A 25,610-nucleotide genomic window follows, 5' to 3' on the forward strand; every position below is an offset into this window, starting at 1 on the left:
GCGTATGTGCGGAATTGTTGCGATCACTGGAACGGATATGGTGGCCGGACGCCTGATTGATGGTCTGAAGCGGTTGGAATATCGGGGATATGACAGCGCCGGTATTGCAGTCATGGCGGGGCATACGATCGAGCGGCGCAGGGCACGTGGCAAGATCGTCAATCTCGAGGCCCTCATGGCGGACATGCCGGTGGATGGGCCGACCGGGATTGCCCACACCCGCTGGGCAACGCACGGCAAGCCAAATGAGATCAATGCCCATCCGCACATGTCGGGCAAGGTGGCGATCGTGCACAACGGCATTATCGAGAATTTCCGCGAGCTGCGCGAAGATATGCAGGCGCAGGGCCGCACATTTGAATCTGAGACCGACAGTGAAGTCATCGCCCAGATGATCGATCAGAACATGGCTGACGGCATGGACGCCGTCGCTGCGTTCGAGGCGGCTCTCAACAAATTGTCAGGCGCGTTTGCCATTGCTGCGATCTTTTCCGACGAAACTGACCTTTTGATTGGCGCCCGCAAGGGCAGCCCGCTGGTGCTCGGCTATGGCGAGGGTGAGATGTTTCTGGGGTCCGATGCCATTGCGTTGGCTCCCTTCACACGGGATGTGACCTATCTGGAGGAGGGCGACTGGGTCGTGCTGACTCCGGAAAGCCATGATGTCCGCAACGCCGAAGGCGAGCGAGTGAACCGCCCGCGCGTGAAGTCGGCTGTGAATGAAAGCCTGATCGAACGCGGAGAGTATGACCATTTCATGCTCAAGGAGATACACGAGCAGCCGGAATCGCTTGCCCGTTCGATCCTGCCCTATATCGACCAGACCACACAGACGCTCAATCTGGGCGAGGTGGCCGACACCCTGTTTGCCAGGGCCGACCGCGCAGTCGCAATTGCTTGTGGTACGGCCTACTATGCCGCCCACACCGCTAAATACTGGTTCGAACAAAAGGCAAAGCTGGCGTTCGAAACGGATATCGCATCAGAGTTTCGCTATCGCGAGCCGGTGCTGCCTCAGACCGGCCCAGCCATGTTCGTCAGCCAGTCCGGCGAGACGGCCGACACGCTGGCGGCACTACGCTATTGCCGTCAGAATGGTACCCCGGCCGTGGCCGTCGTGAATGTGCCGGAGAGTTCCATCGCCCGCGATGCTGCAGCCATCGTGCCGACCCATGCCGGGCCAGAGATCGGTGTGGCGTCGACAAAAGCCTTCACGGCGCAACTGTCCGTGCTGGCCGTCCTGGCGCTCAGCGCCGCTAAGGCCCGTGGACATTTGTTGCCGGGCGATGAGGCCACTGCGGTCAAGACCCTGCTTGCCTTACCGCGCATGGTAACGGAAGCACTGAAATCGCAGGATCAGATTCAGGCAATCGCAGAAACTCTCACGCAATGTAAGGATGTGTTGTTTCTCGGACGAGGCCGGTACTATCCACTCGCCCTGGAGGGGGCCCTGAAATTGAAGGAAGTCTCTTACATCCACGCCGAAGGCTATGCTGCCGGCGAGTTGAAGCACGGGCCGATCGCACTGATCGAGAAGGATCTTCCGGTCGTGGTCGTGGCCCCTAAGGATGAGTTGTTCGAGAAGACGATCTCGAACGTTGAGGAAATTCGGGCCCGTGGCGCACGGATCATCCTCATTTCGGACAAGGCAGGGATCGCCCTGGCCGGAAATCGCGCGGACCACACGATCGAGATTCCGCAAGGCGATGATATCAGCCTTCCGATCCTGGCTGCCATTCCCTTGCAGCTGCTCGCCTATCATGTTGCCGTTGCCAAAGGCACGGATGTTGACCAGCCACGCAATTTGGCGAAGTCTGTGACAGTTGAGTAAGCGACCGCTGACCGGCGCTGGAGAAGAGGGCGCGGCCATCCACGACATCGAGAAAGATCAGATCGAGGCGGAGGTCATCCGCATCATATCCGAACAGGGGCCGCGTATCGGCAAGGAACTCGCCGAGGCCTTGCCGACCGTTTCCACCCTGGCGCTGTGGCAGGCCTGCAATCGAAGTCAGCGCTTTCTGGTGTCACATTTCGCAAGCTATTACCTGCGATATGATATCACGCGGGATGATCAGGTCCGGTTGAGTCCGTCCATCCTTCGGGACTTCCTGTCCTTCACCCTCTTTGGCCTGCCCGACCAGCGCTACAAGATGATTGAGCGCCAAGGTTCCTTGTCCAACATGCACCGGGAAATCAGCCGCGAGAAAATCGGCATTGCGCAGGATGTGATGAAGCAGCTTTTCGTCAGTCTTGGTCGGGAATTACGAAGCCAGCTGTGCGCCTTCATCGCCGGTGATCTCAGCTATTACCTGGCTCACAACGACATGCGAGAACATTCGGCATCCGGCGAGATGGTCAAGGGATCGGACATTGATATTGTGATCATTCTCAGCGAGGCCCTGCCGGATGAGGTGAAGGAGCGTATTGATGGCGAAATGATCGCCTTGAAGAATTTCTATCTGCGCCATCCGAGCTATCGCCACGAGATCGATTTCATCTGCAAACGAAAATCGGTAATGGAACGGCAGTTCCAGTACTCCAATATCCACGACAAGATTGCCAGCAAGATCGCTTATGAATCGATGTTCCTGGGAGGATCGCTGACGCTGTATATGGAAGTGCGCGATGCGATGATGCGAACTGGTGTGGACACACTGATCGAGGCGGACTTCGAACACGCTCTAAAGGATCGGAAGTACGCGATGACCAAGCTTCTGGAAGCCTCCAGTGAAGTGCTTGATGACGAAACCCGGTCCCTGTTCTACTTTTCTCAGGAGCGGGTGGAGTTTTCTTGAGCAGCTGAGCGAAGTATTTGCCCATTCTTTATATTTCGGGTGAAATATTGCTTTCAACACACCCGGCGCAGGAAGACAGACAAGACGTGCCGCCATGTGAGGAACGCGTATGCCCTTGCTTTGCACAAAAACGTATTTGAAACCCGTTCCCCGATCATGGCTGGCGATTGCCATGCTTGGTGTGTCTGTGGTTGCGCTAGGTGCGTGTGCTGGCGGCGGAGGTGGTGGCAGCTCTGCCGTCACGCCCTTGCCGCCCCCGCCTCCGCCTCCGCCGCCACCCCCGCCTTCGAACCCGTTCCCGGCTGCGATTGCCGAGCCGGAACAGTTCGAAACGCGCGAATACAATGCGACCGTTGGGTTGCCGATGATCGGTGCGTCTGCGGCCTACGCAATCGGCGCGACAGGGCAGGGCCAGACGGTGGCCGTGATTGATACAGGGACTGAGTCAGATCATCCGGATCTTCAGGGCGCCGTCGTGCAGATGTTTGATGTCTGTGCGGATACAGCCTGTTCCGGTTATGATGCTGCGGGCGACCGGGTTACAATCACGCGCCAGCCCGGTGACATAGATATGGGCGGCCACGGCACGCTGGTGACCGGCGTGATCGCCGCGCGACGTCAGGACGATTTCAACAGCACGCTCGACGACAACACCTTCAATGGCATTCAGGGCACGGCCTATGAGGCCTCCGTTCTCGACATTCGCGCAGATTCCCCCGGCAGCTGCGCTCGCACCGGCGAGGACGAAGGTTGTGTCTACAATGATGATGCCTTGGTCCGGGCGCTCGAATATGCGGTGGCGCAGGGCGCGACCATCATCAACATGTCCCTGGGGGGAGAGATAGATAACGATCCGAGACTGGAGAATGCTGTACGGGCCGCGGCGGCGGCCGGCGTTCTGGTCGTCATCTCGGCGGGCAATGACGCTGAACCGGCAGCGACGGATGAGGATGGCAATTTTACCGAAGCCGTAGGAGAGCGCCCGACCGAACCCGCCTATATTGCAGGCGAAGCTTCGTCGCTCGGACGCGTCGTCGCCGTGGGTGCTGTGGACCCGGACGGCAATCTCTCTGATTTCTCCAACCGGGCTGGCACGGCGGCGCAGAATTTCTACCTGCTCGCGCCGGGAGAAGACGTTATCTCGACCGGGCCGGACGATGATGTGGCGTTTCCGGGTGATCCGACAAATGACGCTGACAGTGAGGGCGACTATTATCGGATATCCGGAACGTCGTTCGCGGCTCCCTATGTGGCCGGCGCGCTCGCGCTGCTTCTGGATGCGTTTCCCAATCTGCAGTCACAGCCGGAAGTGGCGCTCCAGATACTGCTGGATACGGCCACGGACTATGTGGATGCATCTGCCGACATCATCACGGGCGAGGCCGCTGGCGTCGGCACGGATAGCGTTTCCGGCGTGGGCCTGATGAACCTCGAAGAAGCCTTCCGGCCCCAAGGTCAGCAGAATCTCGATTTCGGCATGGAGAAGGTCAGCTTTACCGAAGCGCTTGCGCCGAGCGGCGGGGCCTTTGGGGATTGGGCAACCCATTCCGGCGCGTTCAACAAACTCGTGTTCCAGGACAAATACCAGCGCGGCTTCCGCCTGAACGCGGATGCCATCGCTGCCACCTTGCCACAGGATACGCTCGGATCGCGGCTGGTGAATTTCGAGACGCGGGCCGACTGGGCGGCGGGAGATTCCTATGCCGTGAATGCCGGCGACATGTCGTTCAGTTGGGCACAAGCGCGGCTGCAGGATGATCCGACAGCGCCCTATCAGGAAGATCCGCAATCGACCTTCCAGATGCGCTACAGCTTTGGCGAGAGCCAGGTGGAGCTTGGCCGGGGCGGATCCCTGACGCATCTGGCACCGGACATTTCCCTGCTCAACGAGCCGGGCGTCGGCAATGCCTTCTCGACCGGCGGCGCCTGGGCAAAATTCAGCCATGCCGTGACGGACGATCTTGTGATGGACATTTTCTCTGCCGAACAGGGCGGACGCAGCCAGTCCGGCTTCATGTTTGGCCGCGACGCACATGACTGGTCCGTACGCGTCGGCGCATCCTTCATCGCGGATGAAGACACAGCCCTCGGCGGTACGCTGCAGGACCGCTTCGGCGCGCAGGACCAGACAGAGATGACGGCTTACTCACTGGAGAGCGCATGGTTTGCCGGAGCTGGCTGGATCGTCTCTTCGGGACTGGAACTTGCCAGCGTCGACCTGCCTGGCGTGGACGCCGAAGGCATCTGGACCAGTCGCTGGTCGGTTGGCGCAGACCGGACGCTCGGCGAAGGGCGGGTGCATTTCATCATGGCTCAGCCGCGACGCGCGGAGACAGGATACCTCAATCTTGATGCTCCGATCGGGGTGGATATGGACAGCCAGTTGATCCGGGAGTTCGTGCAAGCGGACCTGACGCCGAGTGGCCGCCAGATCGATTTCGAGACGCGCTACACATTCGGACTGACCGACACATGGTCTGGCGAGGCTGCGGCCGTGGTCTCCACATCGCCGAACCATATTTATGGAGCCGACGACCAGGAGGCGTTGTGGATGCGGCTATCGACGCCATGGTAGGCAAGACCTCCTTCCTGTCGCTTGCGTGCGGGCTGGTCCTGTCTGGGTGTGCGTGGCTGCCATTTGGCGGGAATGCGTGTTCGGAGATCACCGACACGTCCGCCTGGATCAATCGAATGCCGGGGCCCGGACAACCATCTGGCGGAAAGCTGCACGTCGTGGTGCGACTGGCAGATGACCAGTCCTGGAAGCTGAGCCCCGTGCCGACGGAGGAAGAGGGCCTGCTCGTGCTGAGCCTCTCCGAAGGGGGGGCATCCGTTGCCGGAACAGCTGCCTATCAGCAGTCGCTCAAGCCCTTACCTCAGAGGATCAAAATAGAATGCCACGGCAAGGCCGTGGCATCCATTGACGAAATCACTGTCGCGTATTGATGCGAAGCTAGTTCGCGAGACGTTTCAGTTCGTCCACGAGGTCTGTCTTTTCCCAGCTGAAGCTACCATTCTCGGTCGGGGTCCGGCCGAAGTGCCCGTAAGCAGCTGATGGGCTGTAGATCGCCTGATTCAGGTTGAGGTGAGTTCGGATGCCTCTCGGTGAAAGGTCAAACAATTCGCGCAATGCCTTGGCGATGCGATCTTCGTCCGCCTTGCCTGTACCGTGCGTGTCGACATAGATTGACAGGGGCTGAGCTACGCCAATCGCGTAGCTGACCTGAATGGTGCAGCGGTCGGCCAGGTCGGCGGCCACGATGTTCTTGGCCAGGTAGCGCGTGGCGTATGCGGCCGACCGATCAACTTTGGACGGATCCTTGCCGGAGAATGCCCCGCCGCCATGAGGCGCAGCACCCCCATACGTGTCGACGATGATCTTGCGGCCGGTCAGACCGGCGTCGCCGTCAGGTCCGCCAATGACGAAACGTCCGGTCGGGTTCACATAGAACTTGTCCTCAGCAGGGAACCAGTTTTCCGGCAGCACCTCCTTGATCACGGGACGGATGATCTCTCGAAGCTGTTCCAGGGTAGCGCTGTCCTTGTGCTGGTGGGATACGACAAGCGCGTTCACACCGACAGGCTTTGAACCTTCATATTGAAGCGTCACCTGGCTTTTCGCATCGGGCTCAAGTTCTGGATGCGTGCCGTCATGGCGCAGCTGGGCAAGGCGCTGAAGGATCTGATGGGAATAGACGAGTGTAGCCGGCATCAGTTCCGGGGTTTCGTTCGTGGCATAGCCGAACATGATGCCCTGGTCGCCCGCGCCTTCTTCGGCGTAGAGGCCTTGTCCGGCTTCAACGCCTTGGGCGATCTCTACGGACTGGCCATGGACATGGTTTGTAATCTCCATGTTTTGCCAGTGGAAACCATCCTGTTCATAGCCGATCCGTTTCACGACATCCCGCGCGGTCTGGTTCATTTCTTCATGCGTGATGACGGCGCCATTATTGGTGCGCACTTCGCCGGCGAGAATGACACGGTTCGTGGTCGTCAGGGTTTCGACGGCAACTTTTGCGGTGGAGTCGCGTGAGAGAAACAGATCGACAATGGCGTCGGAAATCTGGTCGGCGACCTTGTCCGGATGGCCTTCGGAAACGCTTTCGCTGGTGAATTCGTGGCTGGCAAGTTTCATGTCTGGCTCTCTTCTGGTGTTCTTTTACCGGGCGAAAACAACCGTCTTTCCGGAGTTTACGAAAATGCGATGTTCGGCATGGGCCTTGACCGCGCGCAGCAGGGCGTTGCCTTCGAGATGGCGGCCGGTCTCGATCATGTCAGCCGGGCTGAAGGTGTGATCCACAACTTCCGTGACCTGAGCAATGATCGGGCCTTCATCAAGGTCGGCGGTGACATAATGTGCGGTCGCCCCGATGACCTTCACGCCGCGCGCATGAGCCTGGTGATAGGGGCGGGCCCCCTTGAACCCTGGCAGGAAGGAATGGTGGATGTTGATGCACATCCCCTCAAGGCGGCGACAGGCATCATCACTGAGAACCTGCATGTATCGCGCAAGCACGACAAGATCAGCGCCGGTTTCCTGGATGATTTCGAAGAGGCGCGCTTCGGCTTCCGGCTTTGTATCCTTCATCACCGGCACATGAAACCATGGCAGGTTCCAATGGGCAAAATTGTCCTTCAGCGTCTCATTGTTGGAGACAATGCCAACGACCTCAATCGGGAGTTCCTTGCGCCGCGCGCCATAGAGCAGCGTATTTGCGCAATGGTCTGACTTTGAGACCAGCAGCAGGGCCTTGACCGTCTCACCTTCGGGATGGGTTGCCCATTCCGCATTGAGATTGTTTCCCAGGCTTGCGAGATCTTCAGTCAGGGCCGACGGGAGGATGTCATCCGGACCGTGGAAAACCAGCCGGGCAAAGAACCGGCTTGTCTCCGGGTCGCTGAAGGTGCGCGAAGACTCGATGAAGCAGTCATGTCGCTCCATGAGTTTCGCAAGGCCGGCGACGAGGCCCACCCGGTCGGGACAGGAAAGCGTAAGAATGTGATTGCGTGCCACTGGTTTGCGCCGCCCTAGTAGCGGTAATGTTCAGGCTTGAACGGGCCGGTCGTCTCAACGCCGATATAGTTTGCCTGTTCGCTCGAAAGTTCGGTCAGCTGTACACCAAGTTTTTCGAGGTGGAGCATGGCAACCTTTTCATCGAGATGCTTCGGCAGCGTGTAGACCTTGTTCTCATACTGCTCGCCGCGAGCGTGCAGTTCGATCTGGGCCAGCGTCTGATTGGTGAAGGACGCCGACATCACGAAGGAGGGGTGGCCCGTGGCGTTGCCAAGGTTCACAAGGCGGCCTTCCGACAGCAGGATGATCCGTTTGCCATCCGGGAAGGTGATCATGTCGACTTGTGGCTTGATGTTCGTCCATTCGAAATTGCGCAGGCCTTCGACCTGAATTTCGTTGTCGAAGTGGCCGATATTGCAGACGATCGCCATGTCCTTCATCGCGCGCATATGGTCGACGGTCAGGATGTCCTTGTTGCCGGTCGCCGTGACAAAGATGTCGAATTTCGGGGCGGCTTCATCGACTGTCAGGACTTCATAGCCGTCCATCGCGGCCTGAAGGGCGCAGATCGGGTCAACCTCGGAAACGGCAACGCGCGCGCCGGAACCGGACAGCGACGCAGCCGAGCCTTTGCCGACATCGCCATAACCTGCGACGAAGGCTTTCTTGCCAGCCATCATCACGTCCGTGCCGCGACGGATCGCGTCGACGAGCGATTCCTTACAACCATACTTGTTGTCGAATTTCGACTTGGTGACCGAGTCATTCACATTGATGGCCGGGAAGGGGAGCTCCCCTTTCTTTTCAAGCTGGTAGAGGCGGTTTACGCCGGTCGTCGTTTCTTCCGACACACCGCGGATCGCAGCCTTGGTCTTGGCGAACCAGCCCGGAGACGCGGCGAGGCGCTTCTTGATCTGGGCGAAGAGGAATTTCTCTTCTTCCGAGCCCGGCTTCTCAAGGAAAGATGGATCGGATTCGGCGCGCTCACCGAGGATGAGGTACATGGTGGCATCGCCGCCATCATCGAGGATCAGGTTTGCGCCGGTGCCGTCATGCCAGTGGAACATGCGGTCGGTGAATTGCCAGTACTCTTCCAGCGTCTCGCCCTTATACGCAAAGACCGGCGTACCGTTCGCCGCGATGGCTGCGGCAGCATGGTCCTGCGTGGAGTAGATGTTGCAGGAGACCCACTGGACGTCGGCACCGAGGGCTTCGAGCGTCTGGATCAGCACGGCCGTCTGAATGGTCATGTGCAGGGAGCCTGCGATTTTCGCGCCCTTGAGGGGCTGCGAGGGACCGAACTCTTCGCGCGCAGCCATCAGACCGGGCATTTCTGTCTCGGCGATGGCAATTTCCTTGCGACCAAACTCGGCGAGGGAAATATCGGCGACGTGGTAGTTTTCGGCCATATCAATGATCCTTTATATGTTTGTATCGCGGCTAACACGGCACACATGAAAAGGCAACGCGCGATCTGCTCACCTGAATACCGCGCACGCATATGGGTCCGGAAAAGTGTCCGTAAACCTGTCCATAAAGTGTCCATAAGTGGTCTGGAAAAGTCCGGAACTTGCCGCGATTGTCTGCGGGCTGGCCACCTTAGGTGAGGTATTCTAAAGACGCATCATGTTGTGGAGGTGAGTTTTGAATGTTTCGTCAGAACCGTGGGGGCTCCTCCTATGCGCTTTGGGATTTGTCATCCTAATGTGGTGGCCAAGGCGGCACGGTTCCGTCATCGAGGAATCCCGCGTCAGCTTGGTGAGGCGGTTTGTGGCTTTCCAAATTGATGTCGCTGTCGCCGGGGTTGGGGTGATCCCGTTCGTAATCCCGCCAGTCTTGGTGAGCGAGTATCTTGCGACCGGCGTGTGGCAATGGAGTTTTGAGCGGAAGTATTTCAGGCCGACAGACTGGGTGTTATTTGCGGCCTGATCAGACGAAGTGGGTCTGCATGTGGCTTAACCGCTAAATGCCCGGATCGCGTCGATGATACGGGACTGGTCTGCTTCTTCCAGATAGGGGTGCATCGGCAGGGCGATGACGTGTCGACTGGCGGCCTCAGTCACCGGCAGCGTGCCGACAGGTGGCTTGTAGGCGGCGCAGAAATCCTGCTCGTGGATCGGCACGGGATAGTAGACAGCGGTCGGGATGCCCTGCGCGGAGAGGTGCGTCTGCAGGCCGTCGCGGTTCTCATGCTCGATGACATATTGCGCCCAGACGCTCTTGCCGCCTTCAATGACGCTCGGCACGCGTTTGACATGGCCGGTCAAGCCCGCGGCATAGCGGTCGGCCACGACCTGCCGCTTCTCGATCTCGTCGCCGAAGATTTTCAGTTTCTCCAACAGGACTGCCGCCTGGATCGTATCGAGGCGGGAATTCATGCCGACGCGCAGCGAAAGGTATTTCGGGTCATGATGGAAATTGCGCTCGGCGGCATCGGTCGGCGTGACCTTGCCATAGACGCGCAGGGATTCGATCCGCTCGGCGAGCTTGGCATCATTTGTGATGATCGCGCCGCCATCACCGTAGCAGCCGAGCGGCTTGGCGGGGAAGAAGCTGGTCGTGGCAATATCGGCCCAGTCAGACGGATGCTTGCCGTTCAGGGTGCAGCCATAGCCCTGCGCCGTGTCGGCAATCAGCTTCAGGCCGAACTCGTCGCAGATCGCCTTGATCTCGGGATAATTGGCGGGCTGGCCGAACAGGTCGACAGCAATGACGACTTTCGGTGACAGCTTGCCTTCGGCCTTCACGGCCTCGATCTGCTGGCGCAGATGCGCCGGGTCCATGTTGTAGGTGTCGGGCAAAATGTCGACGAAGACTGGCGCAGCACCGAGCCAGGGCACGACCTGCGCGGTCGCGACGAAGGTGAAGGACGGGCAGAACACGGCGTCGCCCGGCTTCAGCTCCCAGGCCATCAGGGCGAGGGCGAGGGCGTCCGTGCCATTGGCGCAGCTGACCGAGTGCGAGGCCCCGCACCAGTCCGCGAGCTGCTTTTCCAGTTCCGTGACTTCCGGGCCAAGCACATAGCGGCCGCTCTCAACGACCGACTGGATCGCCGTGTTGATCTCGGTCTCGATGCGCTTACGCTGGGCCTGAAGGTCGATGAAGGGAATGGACATGGTATGCTCCGTTGGATACTACGGCTTGCGATAGAGAAGGGGGCGCGCGGCGGCAAGTCACGCGTGGTTACCGCGTATTGCGGCTCGCCGAATGCGCTCGCTCAAAATGTGATAAAGATGGGCCGGACAGCTGTCGAGCTCTCCGTTGTGCCACAAGTGGAGTAAGCGCATGTCATTGGAAGTTGTCGAGCTTGAGATACCTGAGGTCAAGTTGATCACACCTGCCAGATTTGGCGATGACCGGGGGTTTTTCAGTGAAACTTTCAATCAGCAAAGGTTTGCTGATGCCGGCATCAAGGCGGATTTCGTTCAGGACAATCATTCCCTTTCGGCTGTGAAGGGAACGGTACGAGGCCTTCACTATCAAAGCCCCCCCTTTGCGCAGGCCAAGCTGGTGCGGGTTCTTCGCGGCGCAATCCTTGATGTGGCGGTGGATGTACGAAAGGGATCAGCGACTTTCGGAAAATGGGTCAGCGCCGAGCTATCGGCAGCCAATGGAACCCAGATATTCGTTCCCCGCGGTTTCCTGCACGGCTTTGCCACGCTCGAACCGGATACGGAGATCGCCTACAAGGTCGACAACTATTATTCTCGCGAGTGCGATGGTGCGGTTGCGTGGAATGATCCGGATCTGGCCATCGACTGGCGGGTCGAGGACAAGGATGCCGTTCTGTCAGAAAAGGATGCGGCAGCCCCCGCCTTTGCCGATTTCGCCAGCCCTTTCGAGATGTGAGGTGAAGGCCGGCCGTTTCGAAGGCCAGCCAATCCGACGGACAAGGCCAGCGATTAGTCTTGCGCTCCAGCGATCAATGGAGACACGCATGACAACCCCACGGCTCGATCTGCCATATCTCTTGCCCGGACAGGCGCAGAAGCATGTTACCCACAATGAGGGCCTGTCCCGTCTGGACATGCTGGTCCAGACAGTTGCCGTGTCCGCCTCGGCGCCCGCCCCTGAGGCGCCCGCAGACGGGGATATCTATCTCGTGCCGGCCTCCTTGTTGGCCGATTGGGACGGGGCGGCGGCTGGCAACGTGGCGGCGAGGCAGGACGGCGCCTGGCATTATGTATCGCCAGCGGCTGGTTGGAGCTGCTTTGTCCAGGATATTGGGGAAACGATGCGGTTTGATGGCGCGGAATGGGGACGCGTCGACAGATTGGGCGTCAATCATGCGCCAGATGATGAAAACCGGCTCGCACTCGCCGGTGCGGCAAGTCTCTTCAATCATCTGGGCGGCGATCACCGGCTGAAAATCAACAAGCAGAGTGCGGAAAATACCGCCGCGATGCTGTACCAATCTGATTCTGTCGCCCATGCGGAAATTGGTCTCTGCGAAGATCATGACCTGCATATGAAGGTCAGTGAGGATGGCCTCACCTTCACCGAGGCGCTGACACTGGCTCATCAATCGGGTGAGGTGACCGTGGGTGTGGGGCTCAATCTGCCGGATGGCGTGAAAATTCGGAATAATGGCACCAGTGCAACCTCGGGCGTTGAGATCATAGGCGGGGGAGGCCTGGGGCCAGTATCACTCCGAGTCCTGAACGATGCCTCGGCGGGGGTCGCAGGCGCGTTGTTTGCCCAGCATTCATCCAACCCGGATATCGACCTTGTCGATTTTGCCTTCCAGACCCTGACAGAGAAGATGAATGTCCGCGTCGAATCGCGTCAGGCCTTTGCGGGGTCTGGGGGCACTCCGGAATTTCAGGTCTTTCACAATATTGAAGGGAGCGCCGACGATTATATCTTGCGCGCATCGCCTCATGCGGTGCTTTTGGAAAAGCCGGTGACCCTCGTAAACTTTCCCGTGGCAGCTCTTCCGGATGCATCGGCCTATGCGCCTGGAAGTCTGATCTTCGTGAGTGATGCGGCAGGCGGCGCGGAGCCTGCCTATAGCGATGGAACGGTCTGGCGCCTGTGTTCGAGCCGGTCTATCGTCAGTTGACGGGCTCCTGCCTGAAAGGCAAGAGGCACAAGCTGGGGATGGCGCACAAGGGACGAGACTCGGAATTGACAAGGCGCTGTCTCATTTTCGCTCACTTCAATCCGCAAGGTGGTGTGGCTGCCGACCTGATGGACACGTTGGCCTGGTACCGTCCACACGTGGCGCGACTTGTACTGGTCAGCACCAGCCCCTTCAGTTCTCGAGATCGCGAGACATTGCTGACTGTCTGCGATGACGTGATCGAGCGGGACAATACCGGATACGATTTTGGCAGCTGGAAAGCGGGAATCGAAAGCGAGATGCCGCTCCACGGCTTCGACGAACTCGTATTGGCAAATGACAGTGTCGTGGGGCCCCTCGCGCCAGCTGACGGCTTGCTGGATCGCGTGAGCGCGCTCCCGCAGGATGTGTGTGGTCTTGTCGCCAATTGGGAGCGTGGCTGGCACATCCAGTCCTGGTATGTCAGCTACAAATGCCGGGCATTCCAGTCAGAGGTTTTCGCACGTTTCTGGGCTTCGATCGAACCGTGCGATTCGAAGCAGGATCTCATCGAGCGCTATGAAGTGGGGCTGACGGCTGCAATGCGTGAAGCCGGACTGACGCTGGGGGCGCTCTACCAGCCACCCCGGCATGTGTCCCTTCCAAGGCGTCTGGCGATATGGGCGCGCAACGCTTCCTTGCGCGAGCCGGACCGTTCAAGGGAGAATCTTCGTATCCTGTGGCACCTGCGGACGCTCAATCCTACTCACTTCCTGTGGCGGGATCTGCTGCGCAGCGGCATTCCTTTCATCAAGCGGGAACTGATCAATTCGAACCCGCATTCGTTGAATGTTCAGCGGATTTTTTCCCGCTATCCCAGATTGCGTTCACCATCTTGACCCGTTTAACCAACACGGCAATAACCGCCATTGGTTGAGGAATGCTCCGCTGTTCAGGTGCCTACATGCTGGTTGTGCCTGCCGATATAGCGACCCCGAAGTGAGGCACCAATTTTGACCCAGTCCCCGAACGGTTCGCGCCGCGAAAAACTCGCTGAAATGGGTATTTGGATTGTTATCCCGATGTACCGGGTCCGCAAGCACATTTCAGATGTGATCAATGCTGTTCCCGACTGGGTGCAGGGCATTGTCGCAATTGATGACAAGTGTCCTGAATCAACGGGAGAATTCGTGCGGGACAATTTCAGTCGCCCGAACCTGCATGTCGTATTTCACGAGAAAAACCAGGGCGTCGGTGGGGCCGTCCTGACGGGGTATCAGAAGTGCACAGAGCTTGGGGCGCGGATCATCGTCAAGGTCGATGGGGACAATCAGATGGATTTGCGGTGGTTGGCACCGCTGGCCCTCCCGATTTCCGAAGGGATTGCCGACTACACGAAGGGGAACCGTTTCTCCAGTCTCTCGCATGTCCGGCGGATGCCGTTCATCCGGGTGTTTGGCAATTCGATGCTCAGCTTCATGTCCAAGGTGTCCTCAGGATACTGGACAATTTTTGATCCTACAAACGGGTATACGGCTATCCACGGCGCGGTGGCCAAGGAACTCGTGACGCGCAAGATAGCGAAACGGTACTTTTTCGAATCCGATGTCCTGTACAATCTGGGGTCGTTACGCGCGGTTGTTCGCGATATCGCCATGCCGGCTATCTATGAGGATGAAGAGAGCAATCTCAGCATTCGTCGTATCGTGTTGCCCTTTCTTTTCTATCATGCGCGCAATTCCGTGAAGCGCTTCGTGGGTCAGTATCTGGTGCGAAGCTTCTCGGTGGCGACCCTGGAGACACTGGCCGGGCTCGCTCTCGTCATTTTTGGCGCCTCGGTCGCGATAGATCATTTTGCAAACCGGGCGGGTCCGATGGACGCCGCATCGCCGGGCATGGTGATGTTGTCCGCCTTGCCGATCATGTTGGGCGTGCAATTCCTGTTGTCCGCACTGAATTTCGACGTCCTGAACGTGCCGCGTGAGCCTATTCATCCTCAGCTCGCCCTGCTCAATCATTACCTGGAGATGCCTCCGACGGCGTCCGATGAAACAGGTGAAACCGAAACCCCGCATAGCCGCGCTGTGTAAGGAGAATGTAATGAGCCCAGTTCCAAAAGCCGGTGCGCAGCTGGCTGTGTCAGGCATTTTTGAATCCGCCTTGCCAGCCTTGTTGCTGTTCTTCGGCTTTCTGCTGGTTTTCCTGACACCGCCCATCCAGTCAGCGGACGAGAACAGCCACCTTATCCGCTCGATCATGGTATCGGAGGGGCAGTTCTGGTCCCGTGAGGAAAGTGGTTATTGGGGGCAGGATGTCCCTGTTTCGCTGATCGACTACACTACCGCGCACAGCCCCATCATCGACGATTCCACCAAGCGGTACACTTATGATCGCTGGTTCGCCGATAGCTACACCGTTGCCGACATGGAGACGACCCGGTTGCATGCCTATTCCGGCCAGTCACTGTCTCCGCTCTACTATGTGCCGCAGAGCCTGGGGATATGGGTGGGGAAGGCGCTATATGCGGTTACGCCCGCTACATTTAACTGGCCTGCGGCGCTGTACTTCGCGCGCCTCGGTAATCTGATCGCCTATGTGATTGCTTTCTGGCTGGTGATACGCGCTGTTCCGCGCTTTGCCGGCGTTCTTTCCTTCCTCGCTGCAACACCCATGGGCATCGGCCTGGCGGCCTCCTGCAGCTACGATGTGGTCGTGATCCTGTCGGCGGTTGGGTTCTTTGCGGCGACCATGGCGGCAGTGGAGCGAGATGGAGACATTTCGAAAAAGCACTGGGCCGTCATTTTTGCGCTGGCGTTTCTCGTGGGGCAAAGCAAGGCCGTCTACTCTCCTGTTTTGTTGACCTTGTTCCTGCTCTGGAAGCCCCTCGGATTCCGCCCGTTCCTGAAAGTGGCAGCGGCGGCCGGCGGCTTCGCCATTCTGGGCATTTTTGTCGGTTCAGCCATGTTCGGGCTGCCGGCTGATCCGAACCTGCAGCAGGCGATTGATGGTCAAGTGGATTATATTGTTCACAATCCCCTTAGCATTCCGGGTTTGGTTTTGACCTCGGTGTATCAGCTCAGCGGAGGCATGTTCGTTTCGGCCTTGGGCAATCTGGGCTGGTTGAATGCTACATTTCCGCTGCCCTTCCTCGTATGCTGGTTCGGTGTAGGCATAGCGGCAATCTTTTCCGACGGATTGCGAGGCCCCTCGGCTGATCGGCCCTGGTTGGCCGCTGCCTTGCTGATGGGTGGAGCAATCATCGCGCTATTTGCGCTTTTCGTTGCCATGTATGTGACATGGACATCTGTCACCACCGGCATCGGTGTTGACTTGATCGATAGTGTTCAGGGCCGTTACGTGCTGCCGATTGTGCCTTTTGTGATGGGCGCCAGTGTGCTTGCAGTAGGGGCAGTGTTGCCCAAGCATGAGGGTTTTTCCGTATGGATAGCTCGCCAACAGGTAGTATTTACGGCTGCAACCTTGGGTATGGTGGTCCTGATGATCATTTTGCGCTATTGGGTTCCTGCAGTCTGAACAAGGATGTGTCGTGATGTCAGCTGATTCTGAAGTCCACAAACCGAGTCTGCTATTGGTCGAACTGAATGAGTTTGATCCTGAATTTCTCAGTGCGAAAGCGGAAGAATTGGGGCTCGCCAATATCAAGCGCGCGCTCTCCTTGCCGCGCGCGCTCACCACGACCGACGATCGTATCGAGCATCAGGGGCTCGATCCGTGGGTGCAATGGGTAAACGTGCATTGTGGTAAGCCCCTGTCTGAGCATGGTGTGCGGCGCATTGGCCAGACCAAGCGTCAGGACAGTCCGCAAATCTGGTCGGTGCTTGGGGAACGGGGCTATACTTGGGGGGTATGGGGCGCGATGAATGCGCCACGTCAGGACGCGCCGGGGTGTCAGTTCTTCTTTCCCGATCCGTGGGCTTTCGAAGAAGAGGCCTATCCAAAATCCCTAAACAAATTGCTGGCCCTGCCGCGATACATGGCGCGCAATTATCTCGACGTGGACCGTGCTGTCTTCCTGCGTGAGGCGATGGTCTTTACGGCCGCGCTGGTCTCGCCAAGCATGTGGAAGTCGACGTTTACGTTCTCCAGGGAAATGCTCGGTCAGATTCTGCGCGGAAAATTATCCGTGCACACGATGTCGACTTTCCTGGATTACCTTTCCACACTCGTCTTCGTGTCGAACCGGGAGAAGATGAAGCCGGACTTTTCGCTGATCTTCCTGAACAATATCGCTCACCTGCAGCACCAATTCTGGCGCCGGGGTGAGAAACTCCATCCGGAAATGGAGCTCGGACTGCGCCTTACGGACAAGATGCTCGGCTTGCTGATGGACAGCATGAAGCCGCATGAGGCGATGATCCTGCTGAACGGCCTCAAGCAGCGCAATGTGGAAGGTGAAGGGTTCTGTATCTATCGTCAGAAGAACCCGCAGCTGTTTGTTGAGCGGCTTGGTGTTACCGGCACGGTCGAGCAGGGGATGACGCACGACGCGCATATCTTGTGCGATTCGGTAGAAGAGGCGGATAACGCCGAACGCATCCTGCAAGAGTGTCGTATGTCGAATGGTGAGGTCCTGTTCGATGTCGAGAGAGTCTCAGACACACGGGTGTTCTATCAAATCGCGTTTGAGCGTGAAATTTCGCCGGGCCTGACCATTGTCAGCGGGAATTCGAGCTTCGATGTGGATGAGATCCTGGAACTGTATGCCCGACGGACCGGCGCGCATGTTCCTGACGCCGATGTGTTTTCCAAAGGGATCGCTTTGCCGGAGAAAATGCACAATCACGAGATTTTCCACTTTATCGACCGGCACTTTGCGCCTGTCGCGGCGAAGCCGGTGGAAACCGCAGAGTTCGCGTAGCCCACTTTGGCAATTTCAATCGCGATGCTGGGGCGGGATACGCCGTTGGGTCAAATGCTGCGCTTTGGCATATTTGGCGTAATCGGCGCAGCGACAAACTTTGCGGTCTATTCGCTCGGCCTCGCACTGGGGTGGCACTATCTTGTCGCGTCTTTTCTGGGCTGGTTCATCGGCCTGATCCCGGTCTTCTTTCTGAATCGCCGGCATACGTTCCGTAGCGACGGCTCCCTTGTGGGCGATTTCGCGCGGACCCTGCTCGTCTATCTCGGACAGCAACTGGTTATGGCGGCTGCTCTGGGCGTCTGCGTGGAGATGTTTCATCTCTCCCCCCTCATCAGCTATTTTGTGGCGTTGCCCATCGCGGTAGCGACCAGTTTTTTCGGCATAAAATTCTACGCATTGCGGCAGCGAAAACCTGAGCAAAACGGGGAATCCAATTAGTCGAAAACCGGGTGCTCATATGGCTTTGAATGACACAGTGCTTGGTTGCACGGTCTTTGGAATTCGACTAGTAGCAGGCGTTGCTGAGGGCGAGAAAAAGTAAGATTGTTACCTATGAATCATGCTGCAGCAGTTACAGGTCATTCGAGCGGCAATATTGTTAGCGTCTGCTGGAACAATCGCTCACTTATCGGCCGGCTCGCGCGGCGGGAAGTTGAAGCGCGGTATCGAGGTTCCCTCTTCGGTCTGCTCTGGGCCATCATCACGCCGATCCTTATGGTTTCGACGTATGCCTTTATTTTTACATACATTTTTGCCCCGCGTTGGGTCGTGGAAGAGGGCACTGAGGCCAATTTCGTCCTTCTGCTCTATTCGGGGTTTCTCATCTTTGGCGTATTCAGCGAAACCGTGTCGCGTGCGCCCGGGCTGATCATGGAAAATGTAAGTTACGTGAAGAAGGTTGTCTTTCCTCTGGAGATACTTCCGGTTGTCACCCTCGTCAGCTCGCTGATCAATTTGTGCATCGGCAGCGTCCTGCTTCTCATACTTTATGTTGCCCTGTACGGGCTGCCCCATCCCACAGCCTTGTTGCTGCCGGTTACAATCCTTCCCGTTGTGTTCCTGGCCCTCGGGCTGTCATGGTTCCTGTCGGCACTTGGTGTGTACCTGCGTGATCTGACGCATGTTGTGATGGTCTTGGTGTCCATGCTCCTGTTTCTCAGCCCCATCTTTTTCCCGATCGAGGCTGTGCCGGAGCGTGTCCGCCCGATCCTGAAAGCGAGCCCTTTGACACCTGCTCTGGAAGCGTCAAAGGATGTTCTGTTCTGGGCAACGCTTCCGGACTTCAAATCCTTTGGGATTGCGCTGGCTATTTCAGTCGCGGTTGCCATTATCGGGTTCCAGACATTCAAATGGATGCGCGCGGGGTTTGCCGATGTCGTATGATATTGCCGTCTCGGCGCAGGGAGTCGGGAAGCGTTACAACATCTTTCGCAAGCCGGAAGACCGATTGAAGCAAATGCTCTCTTTCGGGCGAAAAAAGTATTATGCCGAGTACTGGGCCCTGCAGAATGTCTCGTTCGAAGTGGCACGGGGCGAAACGCTGGGCATATTGGGTCGCAACGGTGCGGGCAAATCGACGCTGCTCCAGATGATCTGTGGTATTCTCAGGCCCACGACCGGCACCGTGCAGGTGAACGGACGCATCGCCGCGCTGCTGGAATTGGGCGCGGGTTTCAATCCTGAATTTACCGGACGGGAAAATGTCTTCCTGGCAGCGACCATTCTAGGGCTTGAGCACTGGCAGGTTGCGGAACGCTTCGAGGCGATTGCCGAGTTTGCAGGCATTGGCGATTTCATGGAACAGCCCGTGAAGCTGTATTCCAGCGGCATGTATGCGCGCCTGGCCTTTGCTGTTGCGGCGCATGTGGATGCCGACATTTTGGTAGTCGATGAAATTCTGGCGGTTGGCGACGCGGCCTTTACGCAGAAATGCATGCGCTTCATTCAGGGCTTCCGAGAGCATGGGTCACTTCTGTTTGTGTCGCACGATACAGGATCCATCAACAATCTCTGCGACCGGGCGATCTGGATCGACAAGGGCGAGATGCGGGGTGAGGGACCGGCCAAGGATATCGCCTTCTCTTACATTGCGTCTCTGTATGGAGACGGTGAGGGAGATGGGTTTCAGATCGGCGGAGAGCGCAAAGCCCCGGTAAATCAGGGACGGCGAGTCGACGATCCGCGCCGCGAAATGCTTGAGAGCTCACAGAAGCGAAATGATATTGAAGTCTTTGACTTCGACCCCAATGGACCGTGGTTCGGAGATCGTGGCGCGACCATTCTCGATGCCCGCCTGCTCGACGTGGAAGGGCGGGAGCTGAATGCGGTAACCGGGGGCGAAGAAGTGGTGCTCGAAGTGCGCGCCGAAGCCCATGTCGACCTGGAGCGCCCAATCGTCGGATTTTACATCAAGGATAAACTCGGCCAAAATCTGTTCGGGGACAACACGTTCCTGACCTATGCGACTGCGCCGGTGGCGGCTCGCGATGGGGAACTGGTCGTTGCGCGCTTTCACTTTCAGTTGCCGTTCCTGCCAACGGGAGACTATTCCGTGAATGTCGCAATCGCAAATGGCACGCAGACAGATCACGTTCAGCATCACTGGATGGATGATGCGAGGTTCTTCCGTGTCACGGCTTCCCATGTCGCCAAGGGTATCGTGGGCATTCCCATGCTGGATATTGAACTGACGACGGCCTGAGGAAAAGGCAATGAGTATGCAAAAGAAACGCCCCAAGAAGCTGTCTTTCCCCGTCGCCGACGTGCCGATGGGGTTTACTGGCGAGAGATACACAACCCAAATGGGGGGGGAAGTCGAGCAGGAGCATCGGCATCGCTATTTGCTGGCAGTGCCTTACTGCAAGGGCAAGCGGGTTCTGGATATTGCGAGCGGCGAGGGGTACGGCTCTGCGATGCTGGCGACGGTTGCAAGCCACGTTACAGGCGTGGACATCGACGAGTCAGCCATTCAGCACGCTGCGGAATGCTATCAGAAGGACACTCTCGAATACGTTCATGGGAGTGCGACCGCCATACCGCTTCCGGACCATTCTGTGGATGTGTTGGTCAGCTTCGAAACGATTGAACATTTCATGGGGCACGACGCGTTCATTTCTGAAATTCGTCGTGTCCTAGTTCCGGGCGGGCTGGTCATCATGTCTTCCCCCAACAAGGAAATCTATGCGACCACTCATGGCAATCACAATGAATTCCATGTCTCTGAGCTGACGAAACAGGAATTCTGGGACCTCTTGTCGAATGCGTTCGAGAATGTCCGGTCGTTGCAGCAGAAGGCCACTGCATGTTCAGTGATCGTCCCGGAGGATGGTCCTGAAAGTGCGCCCTTCGCATCATATCGCTTGCTCGGCAAGGGAGAGTTCGAGCGGCAGGATTCCGGCCTGATGAATGGCGTTTATTCCATTATCTTTGCATCGGATGAGGAATTGCCCCCCATAGCAGAATGGGGGGTTCTCGAAGATGAATCGTTTATTCGTCAGCTGGCGGACATCATAAAATACAATGAAGGTTTGATCCGGTCTGGTGAGGCCGCATTGGCTGAAATGCTTGCGGCAAAAGATGGCGCTGTTCAGGAGAGTGAGGCCCTGCGGAATATCTTGACGGATAAAGACGCCGAGATCGAGGCCCGGAACACTGAAATAGCCTCCCTCGAAAATGCCACTGCACAGATCGCGAATGAACTTACGGACGCGCGCGCTTCGCTGACCCAGCTTGCCGAAAAGTTGGCCTTGGCGGAACGCTTCAATGAGAATGCCAAGGAGGCGCTCAAGGAGAATGCCCAGATAATTGCGGCTTCTGAGAATACGATAAATATCCAACACCGCCACACAGCTGATCTGGAGCGGCGCCTGGTTCAGCGTGAGCAGGTACTGGATGCAGTCTACAAGTCTACAAGCTGGCGGATGACGGCGCCTATCCGAGGCGCACGGCGCGGCGCGGCCTTCACTTTACGTGCGGTAGCCCGTTTGCCGATCATCCTGAAACGTTCGGTCAATTTTATTCGGCATCGGGGAATCGGAGACGCTTTAAAAGGCCTTGCTACACCCGGCAAGCTTCGGTCGTGGGCCCGCCTGAGGCATGACCCCTATGCGGAGCGTGTAACCGGAGTTCCAGATGAGGCGGTTGAAGGGGATCTGCTTTCGTCCACAAAATCCAAGCCCAATGTGTACGCAGCAAACCTGCCTGCGCATGCCGGTACCTGGTTGCCTCCGCGAGTCGTCATATCGGCAGAGCTTTCTATACCTCAGTGCACGAAATACAGGGTTCTCCAGAAAGTAGACCATTTGGAGCGGTTGGGGATTCCGGTTGCTACCTATGACTGGTGGCGCAAGGACGATGTCATCAAGGCATTACAGACTGCCACAATCGTGATTTTTTACCGTGTGCCCGGCTATCCGGAGCAGCTCGAAATCATTGCCGAAGCAAAGCGCCTCGGCGTTACCACGATTTGGGAAGTCGACGACCTCATCTTCGACGAGCCTGCCTATTTGACAAATTCCAATCTTGATCGGCTTGACGCTGACCTTCGTAAATCCGTGCTCGACGGCGTTCCTATCTACCGCAAGGCCCTGGAGGAAGTGGACTACGGGATTGCGTCTACGAGCACGATTGCGTCCTACATGCTGGAAGCAGGCGCAAAGGATGCCTTCGTGGTGGAGAATTGCCTCGATCCTGAAACAGTAAGGATTGCTGAGAGAATTCGTAACGAAGCCAGGGATGATCCCGATTCTGACAACATCCGGATTATTTATGGCTCGGGCACCAAAACCCATGATGTGGATTTCGCGCAGGCTGCAGTTGGCCTTGCCCGCGTCATGGAAGCCAACCCGAATGTGGTTCTGGAAATCATTGGCGAGCTGACTTTGCCAGATGTGCTCTCGTCATATCTTGATCGGGTCATCCGCAAGCCATTTTCGAATTTCCCCGAATATCTTGCGACACTTGCGGCAGCTGATATCAGCCTCGCTCCTCTGGAAATGACGTTGTTCAGCGATGCGAAAAGCAACATCAAGTATCTTGAGGCTTCCATTCTGGGCCTGCCGTCGGTTTGTTCTGCAGTCAAGACGTTCCGTGAAGTGATAAACAATGGACAGAACGGCTATACCGCATCGACAGATGAGGAATGGGAAGCTGCGCTGACCGAACTTGTCCAGGATCGATCTAGGCGCGAAGCCGTTGGGCAGGCGGCGCTCTCATTTGTTCTCGACAAGTATTCGCTGGAGCATGTGGCCGAAACACAAGTGGCGCCAATCATCGAGAAGTTCGATGAGCGCACGACCACCCCTTTGAAGATTGCCGTCGCCAACGTGTTCTACGCGCCCCGCAGCTTTGGCGGCGCGACCATAGTCGCAGAAGAGCTCGTGAATCAGCTCTCAGACGATCCGGATCTTGACTTTCTTGTGTTCACCTCGCTGGGTGAAGATGCGCAACCCTACGCATTCAAACGCTATTACGCCAAAGGTGTGAATTGTCTCGGCGTCAAGGTGCCGCCTGCTTCTGACAGCGCGATGGATTACGAAAATCTCCAGATGCAGGAAGAGTTCAAGCAGGTGCTGGAAGCGTACCGACCTGACATTGTGCATTTCCATTGCGTGCAGGAAATCAGCGCCTCAACCATTGAGGCATGTATTGAACTGAATATTCCCTACGTCCTTACACTGCATGATGCATGGTGGCTCTGCGCTCGACAGTTCATGGTCAAGCCCGACAATCGGTACTGCTTCCAGGAACAAATTGATCTGAACATTTGTCGCAAATGTGTTTCCGATTTTGGGCATATTGTCCGCCGGCGGATTGTGCTCAAGCGATATCTCGACAATGCCGCACTCCTCCTGGCGCCGAGCGAGTTCACTCAAAATCTGTATATTTCGAATGGTGTAAACCCTGCCAGGATACGCTTGAACAAAAATGGCGTGAGAGTTCCTGAAACCATATCACCCAAACTCCCACGAAAGGGCGGAAAAATCCGCTTCGCCTATGTGGGAGGCGACCATCCAGTCAAGGGTGTGGAACTTGTCAGACGCGCATTCAGTGAGCTGGAAGATGCCAGCAAGGCTGAGCTTCTGGTCGTCGACAATACATTGAACCTGGGTTTCTCATCCTTTGCGGGACGAGCGAGCGAGTTCCCGAAGTCCACTAAGTTTGTACCTGCATACAATCAGGATTCGATGGACGAGTTCTTTGCGGGAGTCGATGTTCTGCTCTTCCCGTCGCAGTGCAAGGAATCGTTCGGTTTGACCGTCCGTGAGGCTCTGGCCCGGGACGTATGGGTCATTTCCACGAATTGCGGTGGGCCCGTAGAAGAAATAGTAGAAGGTGTGAATGGAACGATCATTCCCCTGACAACTGATGGTGATCATAAGGCGTTAAGCGAGGCTGTGCGCAACATTCTCGATCATCCCGAAATGCTTGAAGGGTACGCCAACCCCTACAGGAACCAGATTGTGACCCTCAAGGACCAGGCTGAGGAATTGAGAGAGATTCTGACAACTGTTGCGGAGGCCCATCGTGTAGCCCATCCGGTCGAGTCTGCCGAGGACGAGAATGGCCGTCTTGGTGCCAGCCGGGGCCTGCATGCTGCAGAGTAATCAGCACCAAATTGAATGCGCTGGACAGGCATGTGATGAAGTTCGCGGTTCGACGAGCACACGAGACCAAGGCGCCATACTGGCGAGGATGTCTGGCGTTCACGGCGTACGTACCTGATTAAGGTGAGGCCTCACGGGAAATACTGGCCCATTAGACAAGAAACGGAATTGGGAGAGCTAGGACGATGGACCGGAAGAAAGTGATTGTGACCGGCGGGGCCGGGTTCATCGGGTCGGCCCTGGTGCGTCACCTTGTACTGGAGCAAGAGGCAGAGGTCGTGGTTATCGACAAGATGACCTATGCGGCCAATCGGGCGAATATCTTGCCAGCTGAGGCAACGGGTCGTTGCCAACTGATCATTGCGGACATTTGTGATCAGGCTGCGATGAGGGAGATTGTCAGCCGCGAGGCACCGCACCAGATCCTGCATCTTGCCGCCGAGAGCCATGTTGACCGGTCAATCTCCGGACCGCGGGATTTCATCGAGACCAATGTCATCGGCACGTATTCCATGCTGGAAGCGGCACGGGCCTTCTGGTCGGGTTTGCCGGCCGGAAATACCAAAGATACGTTCCGCTTCCTGCATGTCTCGACTGATGAAGTGTATGGTTCCCTGGGCGCAGACGGGCTTTTCCATGAGACCACGCCGTATGACCCGTCATCACCCTATTCATCGTCCAAGGCGGCGTCGGATCATCTCGCAAAGGCCTGGTTCCGCACTTATAATCTGCCCATCGTCGTCTCCAATTGTTCCAACAATTATGGGCCCTACCATTTTCCGGAAAAGCTGATCCCGCTGGTCATACTGAACGCGCTGGAAGGCAAGACACTGCCCGTCTATGGCGATGGCTCCAACATTCGCGATTGGCTGTATGTGGAAGACCATGCGCGGGCGCTGTCCCTGATCGCAACGCAGGGACGCCTTGGGGAGACCTACAATGTTGGCGGGCGCAATGAGCGTACAAATTTGCAGGTTGTCCAGACCATATGTGATGAACTGGACCGGATCGCCCCGGCCGAGGCTCCCCGCCGAGAACTGATCGAGTTTGTCAAGGATCGTCCTGGCCATGATCATCGCTATGCCATCGACGCCACGAAGCTTGAGACCGAACTCGGCTGGAAGGCGCATGAGAATTTCGAGACCGGACTTCGCAAGACCGTTCAATGGTATCTCGACAATCAGGAGTGGTGGGCGCCGTTGCGAAAGTCGGTATACGGCGGTGAACGGCTTGGGTTAAATGACCCGCAAAAGGTCTGAGGATCGATACAGTA

General features: G+C 57.3%; 19 protein-coding genes. 15 read left to right on the plus strand and 4 right to left on the minus strand.

From position 1 onward, the window contains the following. Nucleotides 1-4 precede the first annotated feature (4 nt). The 4 genes from glmS (at nucleotide 5) to V7660_RS03725 (ending at nucleotide 5,741) form a co-directional block, all read left to right on the plus strand. Nucleotides 5-1,831 carry a glutamine--fructose-6-phosphate transaminase (isomerizing) gene (gene glmS / locus V7660_RS03710; RefSeq protein WP_335601778.1) on the plus strand — a complete coding sequence of 609 codons (1,827 nt, stop codon included), beginning with the start codon at nucleotides 5-7 and terminating at the stop codon, nucleotides 1,829-1,831. After that, nucleotides 1,824-2,795: a hypothetical protein gene (locus V7660_RS03715; RefSeq protein ID WP_335601779.1), complete on the plus strand. Its 972-nt coding sequence runs from the start codon at nucleotides 1,824-1,826 to the stop codon at nucleotides 2,793-2,795. The genes glmS and V7660_RS03715 overlap by 8 nt, the downstream gene beginning before the upstream one ends. 172 nt (nucleotides 2,796-2,967) lie before the next feature. Beyond that, nucleotides 2,968-5,370, plus strand: a complete 2,403-nt coding sequence (locus tag V7660_RS03720; protein WP_335601780.1) for a S8 family peptidase — start codon at nucleotides 2,968-2,970, stop codon at nucleotides 5,368-5,370. Further along, nucleotides 5,343-5,741 carry a hypothetical protein gene (locus tag V7660_RS03725; protein ID WP_335601781.1) on the plus strand — a complete coding sequence of 133 codons (399 nt, stop codon included), beginning with the start codon at nucleotides 5,343-5,345 and terminating at the stop codon, nucleotides 5,739-5,741. Before V7660_RS03720 ends, V7660_RS03725 begins: the two co-directional genes overlap by 28 nt. A 7-nt stretch (nucleotides 5,742-5,748) precedes the next feature. On the opposite strand, the gene metK is transcribed toward V7660_RS03725, so the two are convergent. The 4 genes from metK to V7660_RS03745 form a co-directional block, all read right to left on the minus strand. Next, the gene (metK, locus tag V7660_RS03730; protein WP_335601782.1) at nucleotides 5,749-6,930 is read right to left on the minus strand and encodes a methionine adenosyltransferase; all 1,182 of its coding nucleotides are present in this window, start codon (nucleotides 6,928-6,930) and stop codon (nucleotides 5,749-5,751) included. A 24-nt stretch (nucleotides 6,931-6,954) separates the two neighbouring features. Continuing rightward, the gene (locus tag V7660_RS03735; protein WP_335601783.1) at nucleotides 6,955-7,809 is read right to left on the minus strand and encodes a formyltetrahydrofolate deformylase; all 855 of its coding nucleotides are present in this window, start codon (nucleotides 7,807-7,809) and stop codon (nucleotides 6,955-6,957) included. A gap of 14 nt (nucleotides 7,810-7,823) precedes the next feature. Then, nucleotides 7,824-9,218 (minus strand): adenosylhomocysteinase, encoded by a 1,395-nt coding sequence (gene ahcY, locus V7660_RS03740; RefSeq protein ID WP_335601784.1) that lies wholly within the window; start codon nucleotides 9,216-9,218, stop codon nucleotides 7,824-7,826. Between the two features lie 546 nt (nucleotides 9,219-9,764). Next, nucleotides 9,765-10,925, minus strand: coding sequence for a DegT/DnrJ/EryC1/StrS family aminotransferase (locus tag V7660_RS03745; protein ID WP_335601785.1), 1,161 nt, complete (start codon nucleotides 10,923-10,925; stop codon nucleotides 9,765-9,767). A 169-nt stretch (nucleotides 10,926-11,094) separates the two neighbouring features. On the opposite strand from V7660_RS03745, the gene rfbC reads away from it, so the two are divergent. From rfbC to rfbB, 11 genes are all read left to right on the plus strand, one after another. Further along, complete coding sequence (gene rfbC, locus V7660_RS03750; protein WP_335601786.1) at nucleotides 11,095-11,658, plus strand: dTDP-4-dehydrorhamnose 3,5-epimerase; 564 nt, start codon at nucleotides 11,095-11,097, stop codon at nucleotides 11,656-11,658. A gap of 88 nt (nucleotides 11,659-11,746) precedes the next feature. Beyond that, on the plus strand, nucleotides 11,747-12,871 hold the full coding sequence (locus V7660_RS03755; protein ID WP_335601787.1) for a DUF2793 domain-containing protein: 1,125 nt from the start codon (nucleotides 11,747-11,749) through the stop codon (nucleotides 12,869-12,871). 65 nt (nucleotides 12,872-12,936) lie between these two features. Then, nucleotides 12,937-13,749, plus strand: coding sequence for a rhamnan synthesis F family protein (locus tag V7660_RS03760; protein ID WP_335601788.1), 813 nt, complete (start codon nucleotides 12,937-12,939; stop codon nucleotides 13,747-13,749). A gap of 159 nt (nucleotides 13,750-13,908) precedes the next feature. Next, nucleotides 13,909-14,940, plus strand: a complete 1,032-nt coding sequence (locus V7660_RS03765; protein WP_335601789.1) for a glycosyltransferase family 2 protein — start codon at nucleotides 13,909-13,911, stop codon at nucleotides 14,938-14,940. Between the two features lie 10 nt (nucleotides 14,941-14,950). Continuing rightward, nucleotides 14,951-16,384 carry a DUF2142 domain-containing protein gene (locus tag V7660_RS03770; RefSeq protein ID WP_335601790.1) on the plus strand — a complete coding sequence of 478 codons (1,434 nt, stop codon included), beginning with the start codon at nucleotides 14,951-14,953 and terminating at the stop codon, nucleotides 16,382-16,384. Between the two features lie 16 nt (nucleotides 16,385-16,400). Beyond that, the gene (locus V7660_RS03775; protein ID WP_335601791.1) at nucleotides 16,401-17,729 is read left to right on the plus strand and encodes a hypothetical protein; all 1,329 of its coding nucleotides are present in this window, start codon (nucleotides 16,401-16,403) and stop codon (nucleotides 17,727-17,729) included. 54 nt (nucleotides 17,730-17,783) lie between these two features. Beyond that, nucleotides 17,784-18,170 (plus strand): GtrA family protein, encoded by a 387-nt coding sequence (locus V7660_RS03780; RefSeq protein WP_335601792.1) that lies wholly within the window; start codon nucleotides 17,784-17,786, stop codon nucleotides 18,168-18,170. A gap of 114 nt (nucleotides 18,171-18,284) precedes the next feature. Further along, on the plus strand, nucleotides 18,285-19,115 hold the full coding sequence (locus tag V7660_RS03785) for an ABC transporter permease (RefSeq protein WP_335601793.1): 831 nt from the start codon (nucleotides 18,285-18,287) through the stop codon (nucleotides 19,113-19,115). After that, complete coding sequence (locus V7660_RS03790; RefSeq protein WP_335601794.1) at nucleotides 19,105-20,433, plus strand: ABC transporter ATP-binding protein; 1,329 nt, start codon at nucleotides 19,105-19,107, stop codon at nucleotides 20,431-20,433. The genes V7660_RS03785 and V7660_RS03790 overlap by 11 nt, the downstream gene beginning before the upstream one ends. A gap of 10 nt (nucleotides 20,434-20,443) precedes the next feature. Continuing rightward, on the plus strand, nucleotides 20,444-24,337 hold the full coding sequence (locus V7660_RS03795) for a glycosyltransferase (RefSeq protein ID WP_335601795.1): 3,894 nt from the start codon (nucleotides 20,444-20,446) through the stop codon (nucleotides 24,335-24,337). 185 nt (nucleotides 24,338-24,522) lie between these two features. After that, nucleotides 24,523-25,596 (plus strand): dTDP-glucose 4,6-dehydratase, encoded by a 1,074-nt coding sequence (gene rfbB / locus V7660_RS03800; RefSeq protein ID WP_335601796.1) that lies wholly within the window; start codon nucleotides 24,523-24,525, stop codon nucleotides 25,594-25,596. Nucleotides 25,597-25,610: the final 14 nt, after the last annotated feature.

The organism is Hyphomonas sp., from assembly GCF_036964145.1.
In the GTDB taxonomy this organism is placed as follows: Bacteria; Pseudomonadota; Alphaproteobacteria; order Caulobacterales; family Hyphomonadaceae; genus Hyphomonas.